This window comes from Kitasatospora purpeofusca, from assembly GCF_034043715.1.
Taxonomy (GTDB): Bacteria; Actinomycetota; Actinomycetes; order Streptomycetales; family Streptomycetaceae; genus Kitasatospora; species Kitasatospora purpeofusca_A.
The window spans coordinates 53,020-72,241 of record NZ_JAXCLC010000047.1 but is presented as its reverse complement, the minus strand read 5'-3'; the positions used below and the strand labels follow the sequence as shown (position 1 = coordinate 72,241).

Genomic DNA, 19,222 nt, shown 5'->3' with positions numbered 1-19,222 from the left:
CCCCGCGGACAGCGCCGGGCTGCCGCCCCCGGCACCCAGGTCGCGGGCGCGCTCCTCCCCCGGGAGCGCGAGCAGCAGCTCGCCGCCCCCGCTCAGGGTGATCCGGTTGGCGGCCACCTGACTCGATCCGGGGGTCTCGGCGAGATAGCCGTCGACCCGGGCCTGCAGGCTCCTGGCCTGGGAGCTGTCCAGTCCGAGGCTGCGGGCCTGCGCCGAGAATCCCGCGCGAGCGGTGCCCGGGTCGGTCGCCGTGGTCGCCGTGGTCGCCGTGGTCGCCGTGGTCGCGGCGGTCGCGGCGGTCGCGGCGGGGGCGACGCACACCGCCAGGGCTGCGGCGACGGCGACGGGTACGGCCAGCAGACGCTTCTTGATGGTTCCCACGTGCAGGCGTTCCAACATGCAACCTCCTTGCGTGGTCCTTCGGAGGTCCATCCTGGCGGGGGGCGGTAGCGGGAGGCTTGTAGGAATGCGTACCGCCGGTTGCCGCCGGGAGCCGTGCTCCACACGCGCGGTCAGGACGGCAGGGTGACCGACTGGGCGTGGTGGAAGACGTTCTTGTGGTCCCAGGTGTTCTTGGCCTTCTGCAGCCGGCCGTAGTTCCCCTTGTAGTAGAGGCGCTGGTAGGCCGGCTGCTTGTCGGCGGTGGTGCCCAGGTCGACGTCCGGGTAGTTGACGTAGGCGCCGTCGGTGTCGGTGTCGATCTCCGGGATGCCGCCGGTCGCCCGGTAGGTGTCCCGGTAGAGGCCGCTCAGGTAGGCGAGGTGGGCCGCGTCGTCGGCCGGGTCGGTCCAGTAGGTCTGGTACTGGAGCTTCATGACCGAGTCCCGCTGCGGGACGGCGGTCTCGGCGGCGCCCCGCGCGTTCACCCGGCAGCCGTAGGAGTCGATCTGGACCAGCGTCTGGGTGAGGTCGAGGCCCTCGACGTCCTTGGTGAGCCAGGTCCACCAGGCGTCGATCTGGGCGGGGGTGAACGCCCTGCGGTGGTAGGCCGACTTGTATTTGCCGCGCTGGTTCGGGCCGGAGCCGTTGAGCGTCATGGTCGCCTGGAACCACGGCAGTCGGCGACGCTTGTCGGGATAGGGCAGGTACAGCCCGCCGACGCCGTTGGTCTGCGTCGTCGGCTTGGCGCGCATCCCGCGCTCCACCCGGGCGAGGAACGCGTCCAGCGGCGCCGGGTCCTCCTCGTCCCACTGGCTGAACAGGACGACGTTCCCGTTCGAGTGGTGGGTGAGGTGGAGGATGGAGAACAGTCCGCGGTACACCTTCTCCGCGGGGCCGCTGTACTCGGCGAAGAAGGCACCGAAGTTGTCCAGCAGGGTGCGGAAGTCCTCGGGGTGCTTGAGCAGGTCCGCCCACTTCCAGGCGACGCTGCTGAGCCAGACCCGGGGCGGCGGGGCCGGCAGCGCGTGGGCGAAGTGGTAGCGCAGCACCACCCCGAAGTTTCCGCCGCCGCCCCCGGTGTGGGCCCAGAACAGCTCGTGCTCGGGCGAGCCGGGAGGGTCGCCGCGGTGCGCCCGGGTCACCTCGACCACGCCGCCCCGGACCGTCACCACGTCGACCTGGACCAGGTGGTCGACGGTCAGCCCGTGCCGCCGGGACAGCAGCCCGTACCCGCCGCCGCAGATGTGGCCGCCCGCGCCGACCGAATAGCAGGACCCGGCCGGAATGGTCACCCCGTACTCGCGGAAGAGCGTGGTGTACACGTCCCAGTTGGTGGCTCCGCCCTCGACGGAGTAGGTCGCGCCGCCGTACTTGTCGGTCCCCGCCCCGACCCCGCGCAGGGTGCTGAGATCGAGGATGACGCCCTTGTCGTTGTCGACGAAGCCCTCGTAGCAGTGGCCGCCGCCGCGCACCGTCGGCCGCAGCCCGCGATCGAGCGCCGAGCGCAGCTCCGCCACCGCGTCGGCCTCGTTGCCGACCAGCCGGATGTACGCCGGACTGCTGCGCCACCGCTGGTTGAAGCCCTGGCTGAGCGTCTCGTAGCGGGAGTCCGGGGGGAAGACCGTCCAGCCCTCGGGCTGTTCGACGGGTTGGGCCGAGGCCCGGCCGGCGGCGCCGACGGTCAGGCCGAGCGAGGCGGCGGAGGCTCCGGCGGCGACCATTCCGGTGCTGCCGAGGAACCCGCGGCGAGAGAAATCGTGGCGGGAGAAATCATGGCGCATTCCTGGGACCGTCTTTCCCGACTCCGACAGATGGGCGGGCGAACGCTAGCAAGGAATGCCGGAGATATCCATCGCCCACAAATTAATATGACCGTATGTAGACGAATCCTGGCCATGCGCGGCAATTGCGCAACGGCGGCGGCCCGACCGGGGTTCCCGTGCGTAGCCGGAACGGTCCGATCCGACCACCCGGAACCGATGAACCCGGCTGCACCGGACCGGAGGCCGGTTTCCGCCTCCGCCGACCGGGGATCGACCACGGCAGAGGAACCAACCGGGAGGCAGCCATGGCCTATCAGTACACGGTCGTCACTCCGCACGGGGACGTCCACCTGGACACCGAACACCACCACAGCGCGTTCGACAGCATCGAGGAGTTCCTGGAGCACCACAAGCAGACGATCGCCGCCGCGGCCAGCGTCGGAACGCTGGCCGTCACCGGCCTCGGCCTCTACCTCTCCCACTTCCGGGGCGGCAGCCGGCTGCGCTAGCCGCGTGCGCGCGGGGCCGTCACAGGCGCCCCGCCACGGAAACCCGGTCCCGCTCCGCACCCCGGAGCGGGACCGGGGTTTTCACCGCCCTGCGGCGAAGTGCTTGACGAAAGATCAGGTTAGGCGCCATATTACTTTCATGGCTCAGCAGCACCCGGCCGGCAACGGCGCCCCCTCGCTCGACCAGGCCCGCCGACAGCTCTCCCGGTACGGCCTGCCCGCCGATCCGCAGGCGGTCCTCGTCGCGGCGCGACTGATGGCCGCCGGAGCCCGGCTCGGCCAGGCCGGCGAGGCCCACTTCGCCCGCTTCGGCCTGTCCACCGGGCGCTACCGGCTGCTGGCCGAGCTGGAGGACCACGGGGGCGAGAAATCGCCCTCGCAGCTGGCGGCCGCGCTCGGGGTCTCCCGCGCGACCGTGACCGGCCTGGTCGACGGGCTGGAGCGGGACGGCCTGGTCACCCGGCGCCCGTCCGCCGAGGACGGGCGGGGCAACGTGGTGATACTGACCGCGCGGGGCGCCCAGCGGCTGCGCGACATGGCACCCGAGCACTTCGACCGGATGCAGGCGATGGTCGCCGGGCTGTCCGTCGAGGAGCGCACGGTCTTCCTCGACCTGCTGGCCCGACTGGTCGAGGGCATGTCCGCGCTGACGGACAGCTGACGGACAGCTGACCGGCGGCTGACCCACGACTGCCCGAAGACGGGCGGACCGGCACGCCGCCCCATCGATCCACCACAAGCCCTTTCACCATCACGTTGTCGACCAACCGTACACCTATAATTAGCCTCCTAATCACCTGGACGACCCCATGCCCGGCAGAACCAAGCAGCGACCCACCGCCCCCGGAACCACCCCCGACACCGCCGCCCCGCCCCGCTTCGTCCTCTGGCGCGAGGTCCTGATCGCGTACGCGGCACCCGCCGTGATGGCCACCGCCGGCGGCATGGCCACCGGCCAGTCCGAGCTGAGGATCGCCGCCCTCACCACCATCGCCGGCACCTCGGCCCTGGTCGCCACCCTGGTCGGCCTCCGGCACCGGCGCCGGTCCGCCGACTCCTGGGCCGCCCGCGGGCCGATCCCGCTGCGCGCCCTCGCCTTCGGCCTCGGCTGCGCCGCCCTCGCCCTCGCCGTCGGCCTGGCGGCGGCCGAGCTGCTGCCCCGGATCCCGGCGCTGGCCGACAGCCCGTGGCCGGGCCGGCTGCGCATCGACCTGCCCCTGTCCGCCGCGATCGCGGCGACCATGACCACCTGGCGCTGGCGGGTCTCGCTCCCCCGCCGCCGGCGCGCCCACTGACCCGCTCCCGCACCGCCCCCTACCGAAGGAGCAACACCCGCATGATCACCATCATGGGCGCGTCCGGCGCCACCGGCGGCGCCACCCTGCGCAGCCTCGCCGCCCAGGACGTCCCGGTCCGTGCCCTGAGCCGGGACCCCGACCGTCTGCTGGCCGGACTCGACCCGCACACCCGCGGACTGGTCGAGGCGACGGTCGCCGACGCCGGCGACCCCGCCTCGATGCGCGCCGCCCTCAAGGGGACGACGCAGCTCTTCCTGACCATGGCGAACGGCCCGGAGCAGGTCGAGCACGAGCTGCGCACCGTGGACCTGGCCGTGGTCCTGGGCGTGGAACACATCGTCAAGGTCTCCGCGCCGGCCGCCGAGCCCGACTCCCCGGTCGCCGTCTCCCGCGGCCACCACCTGATCGAGCAGCGGCTGCGGGCCTACGACATCACCACCACCGTGCTCCGCCCGTACGCGTTCATGCAGAAGCTGCTGCTGCTCGCGCCCGGGGTCGCCGCCGCCGGAGCGATCTTCGGCGCCCTGGACGGCGTCCGGTGCAACTACGTCGACTGCCGGGACATCGGCGATGTCGCCGCCGCGGTGCTCACCCGCCCCGACACGGCCGGCGGCGACCTACCGCTGACCGGCGGCCGGGCGTACAGCCACCCGGAGCTGGCCGAGCTGCTGGGCACCCTGCGCGGCCGGCCGGTGCGCTCCGTGAACCTGCCGCCCGCCGAACTGCACGCCCACCTGGTCGCCCGGGCCGGGATGCCGGACTGGCTGGCCGCCCACGTGGTCGAGATCCAGCGGCTCGCCGTGGAGCGCCCGGAGGCCCCCGACGACGCCGCCACCCGGCTGATCGGACGCGCCCCCCGTACCCTGGAAGCATTCCTCGGGGAGCATCTCGACCGGTTCCGCTGACCCGTCCGCGCGGTTCCGCGACTCCCCGGACCGGGCTCCGACGGGCCCGCCGCACCCCCGGCGGCGGGCCCGTCGCCCCCGGAGAGCAGCTCCGTGGCCTCCGTCAAGCGGCTCCGGGGCCCCTGGGAGCGACTTCGGATGTGGCATGGGTCACGGTCGGAAAATCGACCTGACGATCCGTCAGAACGACTGACGGCCCGTCACATCCGATCGAAGGAGCCTCAGTTGTGACCTGACGGGACGTCAGATTCGGCCATCCAAGGGCCAGTTGGGCGGAGTGTCGGCCGATGTGCGGTTCACCGGACCGGGCTACCATCGGTTGGGTTGTCCGTTCCGGCCCCGGAGTGGGATCACCCGGATCAGGCGAGTGCTCCCACCGCCCCCAAGGGCCGGAAGATCCATCGGGACGGGGCGAGACCTAGGAGCACACGCCACTGATGACAGCCGAACCCAGCCGGGAACCGGGCGCTGACGCGCCCGCCGACGGCGGCACCACCGACCGGGACACCGCCGCCGAGAAGCAGGCCCACTACCCCGGCCGGCCGGCCCCCGCCCCACGCACCCTGATCGACATCCTCGACGCGACCGCCCGGCAGTACCCCGCCGAGCCCGCCCTCGACGACGGCCGCACCGTGCTCGGCTACCGGGCCCTGGCCGCCGAGGTCGAGCAGCTGCGCTGCCGCCTCGCCGCCGCCGGCATCGGCCGCGGCGACCGGGTCGGCGTCCGGGTCCCCTCCGGCACCAACGACCTCTACGTCTCCGTGCTCGCCGTGCTCGCCGCCGGCGCCGCCTACGTCCCGGTGGACGCCGAGGACCCGGACGAGCGCGCCCAGCTGGTCTTCGAGGAGGCCGCCGTCGCGGCTGTGCTCGGCGCCGAGCTGGCGCTCACCCTCACCGGCGAGGCCCGCGAGCCGCTCGCCGACCCGGCCCCCGGCGCGCACCGCCCCACCCCCGAGGCCCACCGCCCCACCCCCGCCGACGATGCCTGGATCATCTTCACCTCGGGCTCGACCGGCCGCCCCAAGGGCGTCGCCGTCACCCACCGCAACGCCGCCGCCTTCGTCGACGCCGAGGCCGCGCTCTTCCTCCAGGACGAGCCGATCGGCCCCGGCGACCGGGTGATGGCCGGCCTCTCGGTCGCCTTCGACGCCTCCTGCGAGGAGATGTGGCTGGCCTGGCGCCACGGCGCCTGCCTGGTGCCCGTCCCCCGCTCCCAGGTGCGCAGCGGCGTCGACCTCGGCCCCTGGCTGGCCGAGCAGGAGATCACCGTGGTCTCCACCGTCCCGACGCTGGCCGCGCTGTGGCCGGCCGAGGCGCTGAACGAGGTCCGGCTGCTGATCTTCGGCGGCGAGGCCTGCCCGCCCGAGCTGGTGCAGCGCGTGGTCACCGAGGGCCGCGAGGTGTGGAACACCTACGGCCCCACCGAGGCCACCGTGGTCGCCTGCGGGGCGCTGCTGACGGGCGAGGGCCCGGTGCGGATCGGCCTGCCGCTGGACGGCTGGGACCTCGTCGTGGTCGACGAGGCCGGCGAGCCGGTCGCGCCCGGCGGGACCGGCCAGCTGGTGATCGGCGGCATCGGCCTGGCCCGCTACCTGGACCGGGAGAAGGACGCCGAGAAGTACGCGCCGCTGCCCTCGATGGGCTGGGAGCGCGCCTACCGCAGCGGCGACCTGGTCCAGGCCGACCCGGAGGGCCTGCTGTTCCTGGGCCGCGCCGATGAGCAGATCAAGCTCGGCGGGCGCCGGATCGAGCTCGGCGAGGTGGACGCGGCGCTCCAGGCCCTGCCCGGCGTGGCCGGCGCGGCGGCGGCCGTGCGGACCGCGCGCGGCGGCAACCAGCTGCTGGTCGGCTACCTGGTGACCGGCGAGGGCTGGGACCGGGAGCAGGCGGTGCGGCGGCTGCGCGCCGAGCTGCCGGCCGCGCTCGTCCCGCTGCTGGCCCCGGTCGACACCCTGCCCACCCGCACCTCCGGCAAGGTGGACCGCAACGCGCTGCCCTGGCCGCTGCCCGACCTGGAGTCCACCGGGCCGACCGAGCAGCTGTACGGCACCGAGGCCTGGCTGGCCGAGCAGTGGACGGAGATCCTCGGGGTGCCGGTGGGCGGCTCCCGGGAGGACTTCTTCGCGATCGGCGGCGGCAGCCTGGCCGCCGCCCGGCTGACCACCCTGCTGCGCGCCCGCTACCCGAACGCGGCGGTCCTGGACATCTACCAGAACCCGACGCTGCGCAAGCTCGCCCGGCACCTCGAGCGCAGCTCGGTCCGCACCAGCGAGGCCCGCACCGTCGACCCGGTGCCGGCCCGCGCCAAGGTGATCCAGCTGCTCCTGCTGGTCCCGCTGTTCGCCGTGGTCGGCCTGCGCTGGACGGCGGCGGTGCTGGCGCTCGGCAATCTGCTCTCCCACCTGGACGGCTTCGCCTGGGCGCCGACCGCCTCGTGGTGGGCGGTCGTCCCGCTCGCGGCGGCGCTGTTCACCCCGGCGGGCCGGCTGGCGATCGGGGCCGGCGGCGCCCGGCTGCTGCTGCGCGGCCTGCGGCCCGGCAGCTACCCCCGCGGCGGCGGCGTCCACCTGCGGCTGTGGACCGCCGAGCGGCTGGCCGAGGTGAGCGGCGCGACCTCGCTCTCCGGTGTCTGGCTGGTCCGCTACGCGCGGGCGCTCGGCGCCAAGGTCGGCGACGAGGTCGACCTGCACGCGCTGCCGCCGGTCACCGGCATGCTCAAGCTGGGCCGGGGCTGCGCGGTGGAGGCCGAGGTGGACCTGAACGGCTACTGGGTGGACGGCGACCGGCTGGAGGTCGGCCAGCTCAAGGTGGGACCGGGGGCCGTGGTGGGCACCCGGTCGACCCTGCTGCCGGGCGCCCGGATCGGCAAGGGGGCGCGGGTCGTGGCCGGCTCCAGCGTCACCGGTCACGTCCCGACCGGCCAGCGCTGGGGCGGCGCGCCCGCCGTCAAGCTCGGCCGGGCCGAGCGCACCTGGCCGAAGGAGCGCCCGGTGCGCCGGGCCCGCTGGTCCGCGCTGTACGGCCTGAGCGGCACCGCGCTGAGCCTGCTGCCGCTGCTCCCGGCGGTGGCCGGCCTGGCGGTGCTGGCCCCGTTCGTCGACCCGGCGGACGACCTGGGCGGCGCGCTCGGCGGCGCCCTGCTCGGCCTGCTGCCGGCCGTCCTGGCGTTCGGCACGGTGTACGCGGCGCAGCTGATCGCCGCGGTGCGGCTGCTGTCGATCGGCCTGGAGCCCGGGGTGCATCCGCTGTACGGCCGGGTCGGCTGGCAGGCCTGGACGGTCACCCAGCTGATGGACCAGGCCCGGGAGGTGCTGTTCCCGCTGTACGCGGGCCTGGTCACGCCGCTGTGGCTGCGGGCGCTGGGCATGCGGGTCGGGCGGCACGCGGAGGTGTCCACGGTGCTGGCGCTGCCGAGCCTGACCACGGTCGGCGACGGCGCGTTCCTGGCCGACGACACCCTGATGGCGCCGTACGAGCTGGGCGGCGGCTGGGTGCGGCTCGGTGAGGCGAAGGTCGGCGAGCGGGCGTTCCTCGGCAACTCGGGGATGACCGCGCCGGGCCGCTCGGTGCCCAAGCGCGGTCTGGTCGGGGTGCTGTCGGCGACGCCGGCGAAGACGAAGAAGGGCGGCTCGTACCTGGGCATGCCGCCGGTGCGGCTGCCCCGCTCGGCCGACCGGGGGGACCAGAGCCTGACCTACGAGCCGCCGACCCGGCTGCTGTGGGCGCGCGGGCTGGTCGAGGTGTGCCGGCTGCTGCCGGTGCTGGCCTCGGGCGCGCTGGGCGCGCTGACGCTGGCCGCGCTGTCCTGGCTGACCGTGGCGTGGTCGCCGCTCGCGGCGGCGCTGCTGTCCGGTCCGGTGCTGCTGGCGTCGGGCACGGTGGCGTGCGCGGTGGCGGTGGCGGCGAAGTGGCTGTTGGTCGGCCGGTTCCGGCCGGTGGAGCACCCGCTGTGGAGCGGCTTCGTGTGGCGCAACGAGTTGGCGGACACCTTCGTGGAGGTGCTGGCGGTGCCGTGGCTGGTGGGCGCGGTGCCGGGTACCCCGGTGCTGAACCTGTGGCTGCGGGCGCTCGGCGCGAAGGTCGGGCGCGGCGTGTGGTGCGAGAGCTACTGGCTGCCGGAGGCGGACCTGGTCACCCTCGGCGACGGGGTGACGATCAACCGGGGCTGCGTGGTGCAGACCCACCTCTTCCACGACCGGATCATGCGGATGGATACTGTCGTCCTGCGCGAGGGTGCCACCCTGGGGCCCGGCGGCATCGTGCTGCCCGGCAGTACGGTGGGCGCGCGCAGCACGCTGGGTCCGGCCTCGCTGGTGATGCGTGCCGAGTCGGTGCCCGCCGACTCCAGGTGGCTCGGCAACCCGATCGAGGTGTGGCAGGCCACGTCCTGACAGCCGTCCCGGGGGGCCGGCCGGGGTTCGCCCCGTCCGGCCCCTCGGGCGTCCGGTCGGCGCCCGCCACCGTCCGCCGTCCGTCCCCGTCCCTCCCCTGTTCCGTCCACCCACCCCGTGTTCCAGGAGCGTACGACCCGGTGAACCACAGCCCGGCGCAGTCCCCGCAGCCCTCGCCGCCCCCGCAGCCCGTCGCCCTGCCGGACCCGTACTTCCCGGGCAGCGGGGATCCCCGCTACCGCGTCCACCGGTACGAGCTGGCGCTGGACTACCGGCCCGGCCCCAACCGGCTGGGCGGCACGGCCCGGCTGAGCGCCGTCGCGGCGACCGCGCTGAGCGAGTTCGCGCTGGACCTCGCGGAGTTCCGGATCGGCCGGGTGCTGGTGGACGGCAGGCCGGCCCGCTACACCCACCGGGCGGGCAAGCTGCGGGTGCGCCCGGCGAAGGCCCTGGCGGCCGGCGCGGCCTTCACCGTGGAGGTGCACTACACCGGCAATCCCCGGCCGGTCCGCAGCCCCTGGGGCGGCCTGGGCTGGGAGGAGCTGACCGACGGCGCGCTGGTGGCCAGCCAGCCGGTCGGGGCACCGTCCTGGTTCCCGTGCAACGACCGGCCGGCGGACAAGGCCACGTACCAGATAGCGGTCACCACGCCGTCCCCGTACACCGTGGTGGTGGGCGGCCGGCTGCTGACCCGCACCACCCGCTCGTCCAGCACCACCTGGGTGTACGAGCAGTCCGCGCCGACCTCGACCTACCTGGTGACGGTCTCGATCGGCCCGTACCGGCCGGTGCCGCTGGCCGAGCACCCGGAGGTGCCGCAGACCGGGTACGTGCCGGAGCGGCTGGCCGGGGCGTTCGCCGCGGACTTCGGGCGGCAGCCGAGGATGATGGCCTACTTCGGCGAGGTGTTCGGCCCGTACCCGTTCGGCGAGTACACGGTGGTGGTCGCCGACGAGGAGCTGGACGTGCCGGTGGAGGCGCAGGGGGTGGCGACCTTCGGCACCAACCACCTGGGCGGCGGCTGGGAGCGGGAGCGGCTGATCGCCCACGAGCTGGCGCACCAGTGGTTCGGCAACAGCGTCTCGATCGGGGACTGGAGCCACATCTGGCTGAACGAGGGGCTGGCCAAGTACGCCGAGTGGCTCTGGTCGGAGCGTTCGGGCGGGCCGGCGGCGGCCGCGCGGGCCCTGTACGCGCACCGGCTGCTGGCCGGGCTGCCGCAGGACCTCCGGCTGGCCGACCCGGGCCGCAAGCTGATGTTCGACGACCGGCTGTACCAGCGCGGCGGTCTGGTGGTGCACGCGCTGCGGCTGACGCTCGGCGACACCGCGTTCTTCCGGATGCTCAAGGACTGGGCCGCGTTCCACCGCCACGGGGTGGTCACCACGGCGGACTTCGTCGCGCACGCCGCCCGGTACGCGCGGACGCCGCTGGAGGGCCTGTTCGACGCCTGGCTGTGGCGGCCCGAGCTGCCGCCGCTGCCGGCCGGCTGAGGGCCCGCGGGCCCGGCGCCCGCACCGCCGTCCCCGTCCCCGTCCCCGGGCGCAGGCTCAGGCGCAGGCTCAGGCCAGCTCGGGGACGGTGCGGTGCAGGCCCTTGCGGTCGTAGTAGCGGGTCATCGCGAAGCCGAAGAGCAGCGCCGCGACGGTGCCGATGGCGATCCAGATCCAGGCCCGGGTCAGGCCCGCGTCCGCCTGCGCGTCGAAGAACAGGATCGCCCGCACGCCGTCGGTGAGCTGGCGCATCGGCTCGAAGAGCGAGAGGAAGCGGTAGAACGACGGCAGGGCGTCCAGCGGGATCGTCGCGCCCGAGGACGGCAGGCCCAGCACGATGAAGACGAACATGCTGATCAGCAGGCCGAGGCCGCCGAAGGCCGCGTTGATCGCCTGGACCCCGAGACCGACCGCGCTGCTGGCGCAGACCGAGAAGATCCACAGCAGCGGCAGGTGGTCGGCGTCCATGTCGAGGATCACCGCCGCCGCCAGCATGATCAGCGAGGAGGTCAGCAGTGACAGGCCCACCGACATCGCGCACTTGACGGCGAGGGTGCTGGTGCGGCTGATCGGCACCACCGGGTGGCGGGCGCGCCAGGGGCCGACCTCGTTGTCCGCGTAGCCGAGCGCGACGTCGACGCCGTTGCCGATGATGTTGGCGCCGAAGAAGCCCGCCAGTACGAGCAGCAGGGTGTAGTAGAAGGCGGACAGCCCGAGTCCGCTGCGGTTGCCGATCGGGTGGCCGACCGTGGTGGCGACGGCGATCGGATCGGCGATCAGCAGCCGGGCCGCGTTGCCCGCGCCCTGGGCCTGCGGCAGCGCGGTGAGCTTCGCGCCGAGGGCCAGCGAGGCCTGGTGGACGGCCTGCTGGCCGATCTGGGCGGCCAGCGAGGAGCCCAGACTGCCGACGCCCGGGTTGGTGTACTGGAGCACGGTGGGGCGCGCGGGCCGCTCGCCCGCGCCCCCGAGGGCGGCGACGGTGGCGGTGAACTCGGGCGGCACCTGGAGTGCCCCGTAGATCTTGCCGGAGGCCAACTGCTCCTTCGCCGTCGCCTCGTCGAGCTGCCGCCAGGCCACCGCGTCGCCCTGGCCGGGGGCGGTGGCGATCCCGGTGACGACCTGTTCGCCGAGGTTCTGCTGCTGTCCGGCGACGGCGGCGCCCCGGTCGGTGTTCACCAGCGCGATCGGCAGGTCGTGCAGGTCGCCGCGGGGATCGAGGATGCCGCCGAGGTAGAGCAGCGACATCAGCAGACTGAGCAGTCCGACCAGGACGCCGGGAACCACCCAGATCCGGGGGTTGCAGAGCACCCGGCGGGCCTTGACGCCGGTGGGCGGTTCGGGCCGGCGGGGCTCGGGCAGGGTCGGCTCGGGCTGCGAGGGCATGACGCTCCGTAGGGTGGTCGGCGGTCAGACGGACCCTAGGAGCCGGGCGCGGACGGGGGTCGGCGCCACGCCGCCCGGGTCACCCGCGCGCCCGTACGCCCGTACGCCCCGGGCGCGGGGGCGTGGCGGTGTGGAGGCGGGAGTCGACCCGGTGTCAGGGGCGTGGTGGCCCGGGGACGAAAATGGGTGGAAGGGGCGGACACGCACGAACTAGGTTGGGCGGGAGGCTTCCCTGACCACCGCCCCGGACCTGCCGCCCCGATTTGCCGCCCTGCCCTGTTAACCCGGCCCTGTTAACCCGACCTGCCCCCGACTTGCCGCCCCGACCTGCCCCCCAGCTGCCGCAGAGGACGAGATGACCGACCTGTCCGACGAACTGCTCCCCACCACCCGCCGCGCGCTGCTGCACCGCCTGGCCGTCGCCCAGTCCGAGGGCCGCGCCCCCTCGATGGTCGCCGGTGTGCTCCGGGACGGGCGGCTCGTCTGGAGCGGCGCCCGCAGCATGATCGACGGTCACGCGCCGACCACCGACGTCCAGTACCGGATCGGCTCGATCACCAAGACCTTCGTCGCCGTGCTCGTGCTGCGGCTGCGGGACGAGGGCCTGCTCGACCTCGCCGACCCGCTGGGGCGCCACCTGCCGGGCACGCCCGCCGACGGCGCCACCGTCGCCCAGTTGCTCTCGCACTCGGCCGGGATCGCCGCCGAGACGCCGGGCCCCTGGTGGGAGCGGACCGACGGCGCACTGCGCCCCGAACTCGCCGACGTCCTGGAGGCCGAGCGGCCGCTGCGGCATCCGGCCGGGCGGGTCCACCACTACTCCAACCCCACCTACGCGCTGCTCGGCGCACTGGTCGAGCGGCTGCGCGGCGAGCCCTGGGGCGAGGTGCTGCGCCGCGAGGTCCTGGAGCCGCTCGGTATGGACCGCACCGGGCTGCTCCCCGAGCACCCGCACGCGGGCGGCTTCGCCGTCCACCCGTGGGCCGATGTGCTGCTGCCCGAGCCGCTCACGGACACCGGCCGGTTGGCCCCGGCGGGCCAGCTCTGGTCCACCGTCGCCGACCTCGCCAAGTGGGCCGCCTTCCTGACCTCCGGCCACGAGAAGGTGCTGTCCGCCGGCACCGTGGCCGAGATGCGCCGCCCCGCCGTCGGCCCCGAGCCGGACGACTGGAGCGAGACCTACGGCCTCGGCCTCCAGCTGATCCAGCACGACGGTCGGATCCTGCACGGGCACTCCGGCTCGATGCCGGGCTTCACCGCCGGGCTGTGGGTGAGCGAGACGGACGGCCTGGCCGCGATCGCCTTCGCCAACGCGACCAGCGGCCCGCGCACCGCGGCGGTCGCCGCCGAGCTGCTGGCGCTCACCGCGCAGCACGAGCCGCGGATCCCCGAGCCCTGGCGCCCGCTGGCCGAGTTCGACGAGCAGCTGCTGTCCCTGACCGGCCCCTGGTACTGGGGCGCCGCGCCGCACAGCCTGCGGCTCACGGCGGACCGCGGGCTGGAGCTGTCGGTGCTCGGCCGGGCCGGCCGGGCCGGGCGCTTCCGGGCCGAGGCGGACGGCACCTGGACCGGTCTGAACGACTACTACGCGGGCGAGACCCTGCGGGTGGTGCGGGCCGCCGACGGCTCGGTGAGCCATCTGGACATCGGCTCCTTCGTGTTCACCCGCGAGCCGTACGGGCCCGCCGAGGCCGTCCCGGGCGGCGTCGACCCGCAGGGGTGGCAGGTGTACTGAGCCCGCCCTTCCGCGCGCCCGCCGTTTCGGCTCCCGCCGCTCCCGCCGTCGCGGCTCCGCCGTCCTAGTCGCCCCTGCCCGGGTCCGGTGCGGGGGCGGCGGCGGGCGGCGGCGGGTACCCGCCGCTGCGCAGCACGTGCACGGCTCGCGACACGTACCCGGCGAGCAGCAGCCCGCCCGCCATCGCACCCGAGGCGTAGGTGTCCGCCGCCTGCGCCTCGGCCCACCCCGAGGTCGCGCCCAGCACCAGGTAGGGCGCCATCGCGACCGCCAGCGCCACGGCCAGCGCCACCAGCGCCGCTCTCGGCCGCCGGTCGTCCGCCCAGCAGCGCTCGCCGACCAGGTGCAGGGCGACGGCCATCGCCACCACCAGGCACCACCACGGCGAGGGCGCCAGCCCCACCGCCCGCGCCAGCACGTACACGACGGCGAGTCCGCCGGTCGCCGACGTCTGGCACAGCAATACGTCTGTCATGTCACTGGCAAAGGTCCGCCAGAGTCCCGCCCCCGGATTCCACCCCATGCAGCGGAGGATAGGGCGGCGCCGCGGTGCCCAACAGGTGTCCCGCACACGTCGGATGGTCGCATTCAGCAGGTGCACATCTGCGCTCCGCCGAACGGCAACGTGGATGCCAGCCGACTTGGAGAGACATACGGGTGCCGGTTCGCGGATCCGACTGTACGGGTCCGCCCCGGGCCGCTGCCACGGAACGCCGTGGCCGCCGTCGTCCGTGCTGCCCTGGAGGGTCTGCCATGACCACCGTCCCCACGTACGCTCCGACCGCAGTCACCCCCACCCGGACCGCCCCGGTGCCCGCCGCGCGCCCGGCCGCCGCACCCGGCTCCGCCTCCGCCGCCTCCGCCGCCTCCGCCGTCTACACCGTCTCGCTGGCCCGCGACGAGGCCGACGTCCGCGCCGCCCAGCGGCTGCGCCACCAGGTCTTCGCCGACGAGCTCGGCGCCACCCTGCGGAGCACCGTCCCGGGGCTGGACGTCGACCCGTTCGACGACTTCTGCGACCACCTGCTCGTCCGCGAGGGCGAGGACGGCGCCGTCGTCGGCACCTACCGGCTGCTGCGCCCCGAGGCCGCCCGCCGGGCCGGCCGGCTCTACTCGGACGGCGAGTTCGACCTCGGCAACCTCGCACCGCTGCGCGACGGGCTGGTCGAGCTCGGCCGCTCCTGCATCGCCGCCGAGCACCGGGGCAACGGCGCCGTCATCAACCTCATGTGGGGCGGCATCGCCCGCTACCTCGCCGACACCGGCAACACCTGGGTGGGCGGCTGCTGCTCGATCCCCCTGGAGGACGGCGGCGCCACCGCCGCCCGGGTCTGGGACACCGTGGCCGCCAAGCACCTCGCCCCCGAGCAGTACCGGGTCGCCCCGCACCGCCCCTGGGACGCCACCGGCGTGACGCGGGCCGACCGGGCACCGCTGCCGCCCCTGCTCCGCGGCTACCTCCGGCTGGGCGCCTGGGTCTGCGGCCCGCCGGCGCACGACCCGGACTTCGACTGCGCCGACCTGTACGTCCTGCTGTCGCTGGAGCGCACCGACCCGCGCTACCTGCGGCACTTCCTGTCCGGCGTCGGCGGCGTGGGCGCGGCGGCCTCGCCGGGCGCGGGCACGGGTGCGGGTGCGGGCTCGGTCCCGGAGGCGGCGGAGGCGGGACCGGCCTCATGAGCGTCTGGATGCCGACGGCCTCCTGCACCCCGGAGACCTGCCTGACCGACCCGGCGCCGACCGTCGCCCTCCCCCGCCGGGTGCTGAGACTGGCCGGCTTCCTGGTGCTGCTGGCCGCGGGGCTGGCACTGATGCCGCCGGCACGGCTGCTGCCGCACGGCCCTCGCGGCGCGCTGGCCCGGTCCTGGGCGCGCGGGCTGCTCGGCGCGCTGGGCGTCGCGGTGCGGATCGTGCCCGGTCCGGCCCCGGCCGGCCGGGGCGGGGTCCTACTGGTGGCCAACCACGTCTCCTGGCTGGACATCCCGCTGATCGCCGCCGTCAGGCCGGGCCGGGCGGTCGCCAAGACCGAGGTGCGGGACTGGCCGGTGCTGGGGCGGCTGGTCGCCCGGGGCGGGGCCGTGTTCCTGGACCGCGACCGGCTGCGCGACCTGCCGGCGGCCGTCGCCGCGGTGGCCGACCGGCTGCGGTCCGGCCATCCGGTGATCGTGTTTCCGGAGGGGTCCACCTGGTGCGGGCGGGAGAGCGGGCGGTTCCGCCCGGCGTTCTTCGAGGCCGCCGTCCGGTCCGGCGCCGCCGTCCAGCCCGTCTCGATCCGCTACCGGCTGGCCGACGGGCGCGCCACCAGCACCCCCGCCTTCGTCGGCGAGGACGACCTGCTCACCTCGCTGGCCCGGGTGGTCGCCGTTCGCGGCCTGGTGGCCGAACTGACCTTCCGCCCGCCCGTCCCGGCTCCGGCGGCCGACCCGGCCCGCCGCTGGGCGGCGCGGAAGGAACTCGCCCACACCGCCCAGACCTCGGTGGAGGGCATCGACTGAGCCCGGCCCCGGCCCCGGCGGGTGCTCCAAGGCGTACAACCTTTTCGTCAGCCCGCTCGTGCTGGCGACCTACCGGACTACGCCCGGACGCCGGAGGACAAGGAGATCGCCACCCCGCGGTACCGCCCCGACCGCGGCGACGAACCGCTGTACTACAGGTCTTCATGGCTCGGTACGCCCCGCACGGCGACCTGTCCCGGACGGGGCGGGTGCGGGTGACCTGCGACCGCCCGGGGTTGAGCGACTCCGAGGCGGGCGGGCAGACCCGCGCGGGTACTGCCTCGGCACGGTCCACGGCTGGGACGCCGCCGAGGCGGTGCTGGAGGTCCACGCGATCGCCGTCTTCCGCTGACCGCCCGCCACCCGTCGCCCGTCCGCCCGCTGCCGCGCTCTACCGCCGACCGACCGGCCGGTGAGCCGGGGCCTCATCCGGGCGGGGCCGGGCGGCGGCCGGGCCCTGCGGACCCTCCGGGCGCGGCCCGGAGCGGCGCAGGAGCAGGGCGACCAGGACGGCGGCCAGGGCCAGGGCGGCGGAGCCGCAGCGCAGGGCGAGCTGGATGCCGTCGGTGAAGGCGGCCTCGACGGCCGACCGGACCGGTGCGGGCAGCGCGGCGGTGCCCGGGCCCGGCGCGGTGGCGGCGGTCAGGGCGTCGGGCGGGAGACCGAGGCCGGACAGGGAGTCGGTCAGGCGGTGGGTCAGGACGGCGCCGAGGACGGCGATGCCGAGCACGCCGCCGAGTTCGCGCAGGGTGTTGACGGTCGCCGAGGCGGTGCCGATCCGCTCCGGGGCGACCCGCTGCAGGACGGCGATCGAGACCGGGGTGAAGGTCATCCCCAGGCCCAGGCCGAGAACGAACAGCGTCCACACGTACTCCGCGTAGTGGGCGTTCTCGCCGTACCCGGACAGGCCGGCGAGGCCGAACGCGCACAGGGCGATGCCCAGGACCAGCGGGAGCCGCGGGCCGTACCGGCCGGTCAGCCGTGCCGAGAGCGGACCGGCGACGACGATCATGGCCGTCATCGGCAGCCCGGCGAGGCCGGCGGCCGTCGGGGACCAGTCCAGGACGCCCTGCATCAGCAGCGGCAGGAAGAACAGCGCGCCGAACATTCCGAAGCTCACGGCGAATCCGCCCAGCAGAGCGCCGCCGAGCACGCCGTCGCGGAACAGTCGGAGGTCGAGCATCGGCTCGGCGATCCGCAGTTCGAGCAGCAGGAACGCCGTCAGCAGCAGCACCGCCAGCGCCGCCGTGGTGGGCACCCGGCCGTCCGTCCAGCCCCGGTCAGGACCCTCGACCAGGGTGTGGACGGCCGCGCCGAGGCCGAGTGCCGAGAGCACGAGCCCGCCGAGGTCGATCCGCCGGGCCCGGCCCGGGACGACCGGGAGCACCCGCGCCGACAGGACGAGTGCGGCGACGCCGATCGGGACGTTGATCCAGAAGACGCTCGCCCAGCCGAATGCCTCGACCATCGGGCCGCCGACCACCGGGCCGACCGAGAGGCCGAGGGCGGAGACGCCGGACCACTGGCCGATGGCGCGGGTGCGTTCCCGTTCGTCGGTGAACACGTGCCGCAGGATGGCGAGGCTGCCGGGGGTGAGCAGGGCCGCGCCGACGCCCTGGAGCATCCGCGCGGCGACCAGGGCCCCGACCGTGCCGGCCAGGGCCGCGGCGGCCGATCCCAGTGTGAACAGCGCCAGGCCGAGCCGGAAGACGGCGGTGCGGCCGTAGCGGTCGCCGAGCGCGCCGCCGGTGAGCAGCAGCGCGGCGAAGACCAGGCTGTAGCCCTCGGCGACCCACTGGAGGCCGGTGATGCCCGCGTCGAGGTCCTGGCCGATGCGCGGCAGGGCGTTGTTGACGATGACGTTGTCCAGCATGGACATGAACATGGTGGTGCACAGCGTCGCGAGCGCGAGCCGCTGGCGACGCCGGACGTCCGGCGCCCCGCTCTCCCCCATCGGGTGTTCCTCTCGATTGGCTCCCAGATCCCCTAACGGCGTTAGGGGCGGCTTCGACGAGGGACAGCGTCTACCTAACGGTGTTAGATTGCAACTGGAATATCGGGGCCCGGGGCTGCGGCCCACCCCGCCCGACGAACCCGACGAACCCGACGATGCAGCGAGGACCTCATGCCGGCCGACGAGGACGACGCCACCCAGCCCGGAGCCGGCCAGCCCGGGGCCACCAAGCCCGGAGCTATCCAGCCCGGACCCGCCCACCCCGGACTCACCCGCGACGCCCTCGCCGGGGCCGCCCTGCGGGTGCTGGAACGCGAGGGCCTGGCCGGACTCTCGATGCGCAAGGTCGCCGCCGAGGTCGGGGTCAAGGCCGCCTCGCTGTACTGGCACGTCCGCGACAAGGAAGAACTGCTCGACCTGCTCAACGACGCGCTGATGGCCGACGCCGAGGCCCCGCCGCGCACCGGCGACTGGCGCACCCAACTGCGCGGCTACTGCCGGCGCTACCGTGCCCACCTGCTGGGCAAGCGGGACGCGGCCAAGGTGGTGGCGGGCCGGCTCGCCCCGGGGCCCCACCTGCTGCGGCTGATGGAGGACCAGCTCGACCGGCTGCGGGAGGCCGGCTTCTCCCCCGCCGACAGCGCGATGATCTCCTACCTGCTCGGCGCGTACGTCCAGGGTTTCGTCCTCCAGGAGCAGTCCCCGATGGCGGCCGCCGAGACCGCCGGCGCCGGGCGGCGCGAGGTCGCTGCCGGCGCCGCCGAGCGCTTCCGCGCGCTGCCCGCCGCGGAGTTCCCCAACCTCGTCGCGATGGCCGACGACCTCACCGGCCCCGACCTGGACACCCGGTTCGACTTCGGCCTCGAGCGCATCCTCGACGGACTCGCCGCACTGCTGCCGCCCGACCGCCGCTGA

At 74.8% G+C, this 19,222-nt stretch carries 14 protein-coding genes and 1 pseudogene; 10 read left to right on the top strand and 5 right to left on the bottom strand.

All coding sequences use genetic code 11. The features are described 5' to 3' along the window. Positions 1–399, bottom strand: a pseudogene (locus SM793_RS23410) (hypothetical protein); the annotation flags it as partial. A 113-nt stretch (positions 400–512) separates the two neighbouring features. Further along, positions 513–2,102, bottom strand: a complete 1,590-nt coding sequence (locus tag SM793_RS23405; protein WP_320440236.1) for an FAD-binding oxidoreductase — start codon at positions 2,100–2,102, stop codon at positions 513–515. 347 nt (positions 2,103–2,449) lie between these two features. Between SM793_RS23405 and SM793_RS23400 the strand changes: the two genes are divergently transcribed. The 6 genes from SM793_RS23400 to SM793_RS23375 all read left to right on the top strand — a co-directional run bounded on the left by SM793_RS23400 (position 2,450) and on the right by SM793_RS23375 (position 10,740). Continuing rightward, entirely contained in the window at positions 2,450–2,653 is a 204-nt protein-coding gene (locus tag SM793_RS23400) for a hypothetical protein (RefSeq protein ID WP_320440235.1), read from the top strand. A 139-nt stretch (positions 2,654–2,792) separates the two neighbouring features. Further along, positions 2,793–3,314 carry a MarR family transcriptional regulator gene (locus tag SM793_RS23395; protein WP_320440234.1) on the top strand — a complete coding sequence of 174 codons (522 nt, stop codon included), beginning with the start codon at positions 2,793–2,795 and terminating at the stop codon, positions 3,312–3,314. Between the two features lie 148 nt (positions 3,315–3,462). After that, entirely contained in the window at positions 3,463–3,948 is a 486-nt protein-coding gene (locus SM793_RS23390; protein ID WP_320440233.1) for a hypothetical protein, read from the top strand. A gap of 41 nt (positions 3,949–3,989) precedes the next feature. Next, positions 3,990–4,856 (top strand): NmrA family NAD(P)-binding protein, encoded by an 867-nt coding sequence (locus tag SM793_RS23385; protein ID WP_320440232.1) that lies wholly within the window; start codon positions 3,990–3,992, stop codon positions 4,854–4,856. 437 nt (positions 4,857–5,293) lie between these two features. After that, entirely contained in the window at positions 5,294–9,247 is a 3,954-nt protein-coding gene (locus SM793_RS23380; RefSeq protein ID WP_320440231.1) for a Pls/PosA family non-ribosomal peptide synthetase, read from the top strand. Positions 9,248–9,387: 140 nt separating this feature from the next. Next, positions 9,388–10,740, top strand: a complete 1,353-nt coding sequence (locus tag SM793_RS23375; protein ID WP_413816020.1) for a M1 family metallopeptidase — start codon at positions 9,388–9,390, stop codon at positions 10,738–10,740. A gap of 69 nt (positions 10,741–10,809) precedes the next feature. On the opposite strand, the gene SM793_RS23370 is transcribed toward SM793_RS23375, so the two are convergent. Further along, complete coding sequence (locus SM793_RS23370) at positions 10,810–12,123, bottom strand: YhgE/Pip domain-containing protein (RefSeq protein WP_320440230.1); 1,314 nt, start codon at positions 12,121–12,123, stop codon at positions 10,810–10,812. A gap of 355 nt (positions 12,124–12,478) precedes the next feature. Here SM793_RS23370 and SM793_RS23365 point away from each other — a divergent pair, with 355 nt between their 5' ends. After that, complete coding sequence (locus tag SM793_RS23365) at positions 12,479–13,858, top strand: serine hydrolase domain-containing protein (protein WP_320440229.1); 1,380 nt, start codon at positions 12,479–12,481, stop codon at positions 13,856–13,858. A 64-nt stretch (positions 13,859–13,922) separates the two neighbouring features. Here SM793_RS23365 and SM793_RS23360 read toward each other — a convergent pair whose 3' ends face one another. After that, on the bottom strand, positions 13,923–14,333 hold the full coding sequence (locus SM793_RS23360; RefSeq protein WP_320440228.1) for a hypothetical protein: 411 nt from the start codon (positions 14,331–14,333) through the stop codon (positions 13,923–13,925). Positions 14,334–14,611: 278 nt separating this feature from the next. Between SM793_RS23360 and SM793_RS23355 the strand changes: the two genes are divergently transcribed. Together SM793_RS23355 and SM793_RS23350 are read left to right on the top strand one after the other, a co-directional pair. After that, the gene (locus SM793_RS23355; protein ID WP_320440227.1) at positions 14,612–15,538 is read left to right on the top strand and encodes a GNAT family N-acetyltransferase; all 927 of its coding nucleotides are present in this window, start codon (positions 14,612–14,614) and stop codon (positions 15,536–15,538) included. Beyond that, the gene (locus SM793_RS23350) at positions 15,535–16,353 is read left to right on the top strand and encodes a lysophospholipid acyltransferase family protein (RefSeq protein ID WP_320440226.1); all 819 of its coding nucleotides are present in this window, start codon (positions 15,535–15,537) and stop codon (positions 16,351–16,353) included. Before SM793_RS23355 ends, SM793_RS23350 begins: the two co-directional genes overlap by 4 nt. A gap of 391 nt (positions 16,354–16,744) precedes the next feature. On the opposite strand, the gene SM793_RS23345 is transcribed toward SM793_RS23350, so the two are convergent. Then, positions 16,745–18,307: an MFS transporter gene (locus SM793_RS23345; protein ID WP_320440225.1), complete on the bottom strand. Its 1,563-nt coding sequence runs from the start codon at positions 18,305–18,307 to the stop codon at positions 16,745–16,747. A 171-nt stretch (positions 18,308–18,478) separates the two neighbouring features. Between SM793_RS23345 and SM793_RS23340 the strand changes: the two genes are divergently transcribed. After that, positions 18,479–19,222, top strand: a complete 744-nt coding sequence (locus tag SM793_RS23340) for a TetR/AcrR family transcriptional regulator (RefSeq protein WP_320440224.1) — start codon at positions 18,479–18,481, stop codon at positions 19,220–19,222.

What these genes read in the sequence shown, in the direction of transcription:
- SM793_RS23405 (WP_320440236.1), bottom strand. Translation starts at nt 2,102, where the DNA reads ATGGTCGCCGCCGGAGCCTCCGCCGCCTCGCTCGGCCTGACCGTCGGC.
- SM793_RS23400 (WP_320440235.1), top strand. Translation starts at nt 2,450, where the DNA reads ATGGCCTATCAGTACACGGTCGTCACTCCGCACGGGGACGTCCACCTG.
- SM793_RS23395 (WP_320440234.1), top strand. Translation starts at nt 2,793, where the DNA reads ATGGCTCAGCAGCACCCGGCCGGCAACGGCGCCCCCTCGCTCGACCAG.
- SM793_RS23390 (WP_320440233.1), top strand. Translation starts at nt 3,463, where the DNA reads ATGCCCGGCAGAACCAAGCAGCGACCCACCGCCCCCGGAACCACCCCC.
- SM793_RS23385 (WP_320440232.1), top strand. Translation starts at nt 3,990, where the DNA reads ATGATCACCATCATGGGCGCGTCCGGCGCCACCGGCGGCGCCACCCTG.
- SM793_RS23380 (WP_320440231.1), top strand. Translation starts at nt 5,294, where the DNA reads ATGACAGCCGAACCCAGCCGGGAACCGGGCGCTGACGCGCCCGCCGAC.
- SM793_RS23370 (WP_320440230.1), bottom strand. Translation starts at nt 12,123, where the DNA reads ATGCCCTCGCAGCCCGAGCCGACCCTGCCCGAGCCCCGCCGGCCCGAA.
- SM793_RS23365 (WP_320440229.1), top strand. Translation starts at nt 12,479, where the DNA reads ATGACCGACCTGTCCGACGAACTGCTCCCCACCACCCGCCGCGCGCTG.
- SM793_RS23360 (WP_320440228.1), bottom strand. Translation starts at nt 14,333, where the DNA reads ATGACAGACGTATTGCTGTGCCAGACGTCGGCGACCGGCGGACTCGCC.
- SM793_RS23355 (WP_320440227.1), top strand. Translation starts at nt 14,612, where the DNA reads ATGACCACCGTCCCCACGTACGCTCCGACCGCAGTCACCCCCACCCGG.
- SM793_RS23350 (WP_320440226.1), top strand. Translation starts at nt 15,535, where the DNA reads ATGAGCGTCTGGATGCCGACGGCCTCCTGCACCCCGGAGACCTGCCTG.
- SM793_RS23345 (WP_320440225.1), bottom strand. Translation starts at nt 18,307, where the DNA reads ATGGGGGAGAGCGGGGCGCCGGACGTCCGGCGTCGCCAGCGGCTCGCG.
- SM793_RS23340 (WP_320440224.1), top strand. Translation starts at nt 18,479, where the DNA reads ATGCCGGCCGACGAGGACGACGCCACCCAGCCCGGAGCCGGCCAGCCC.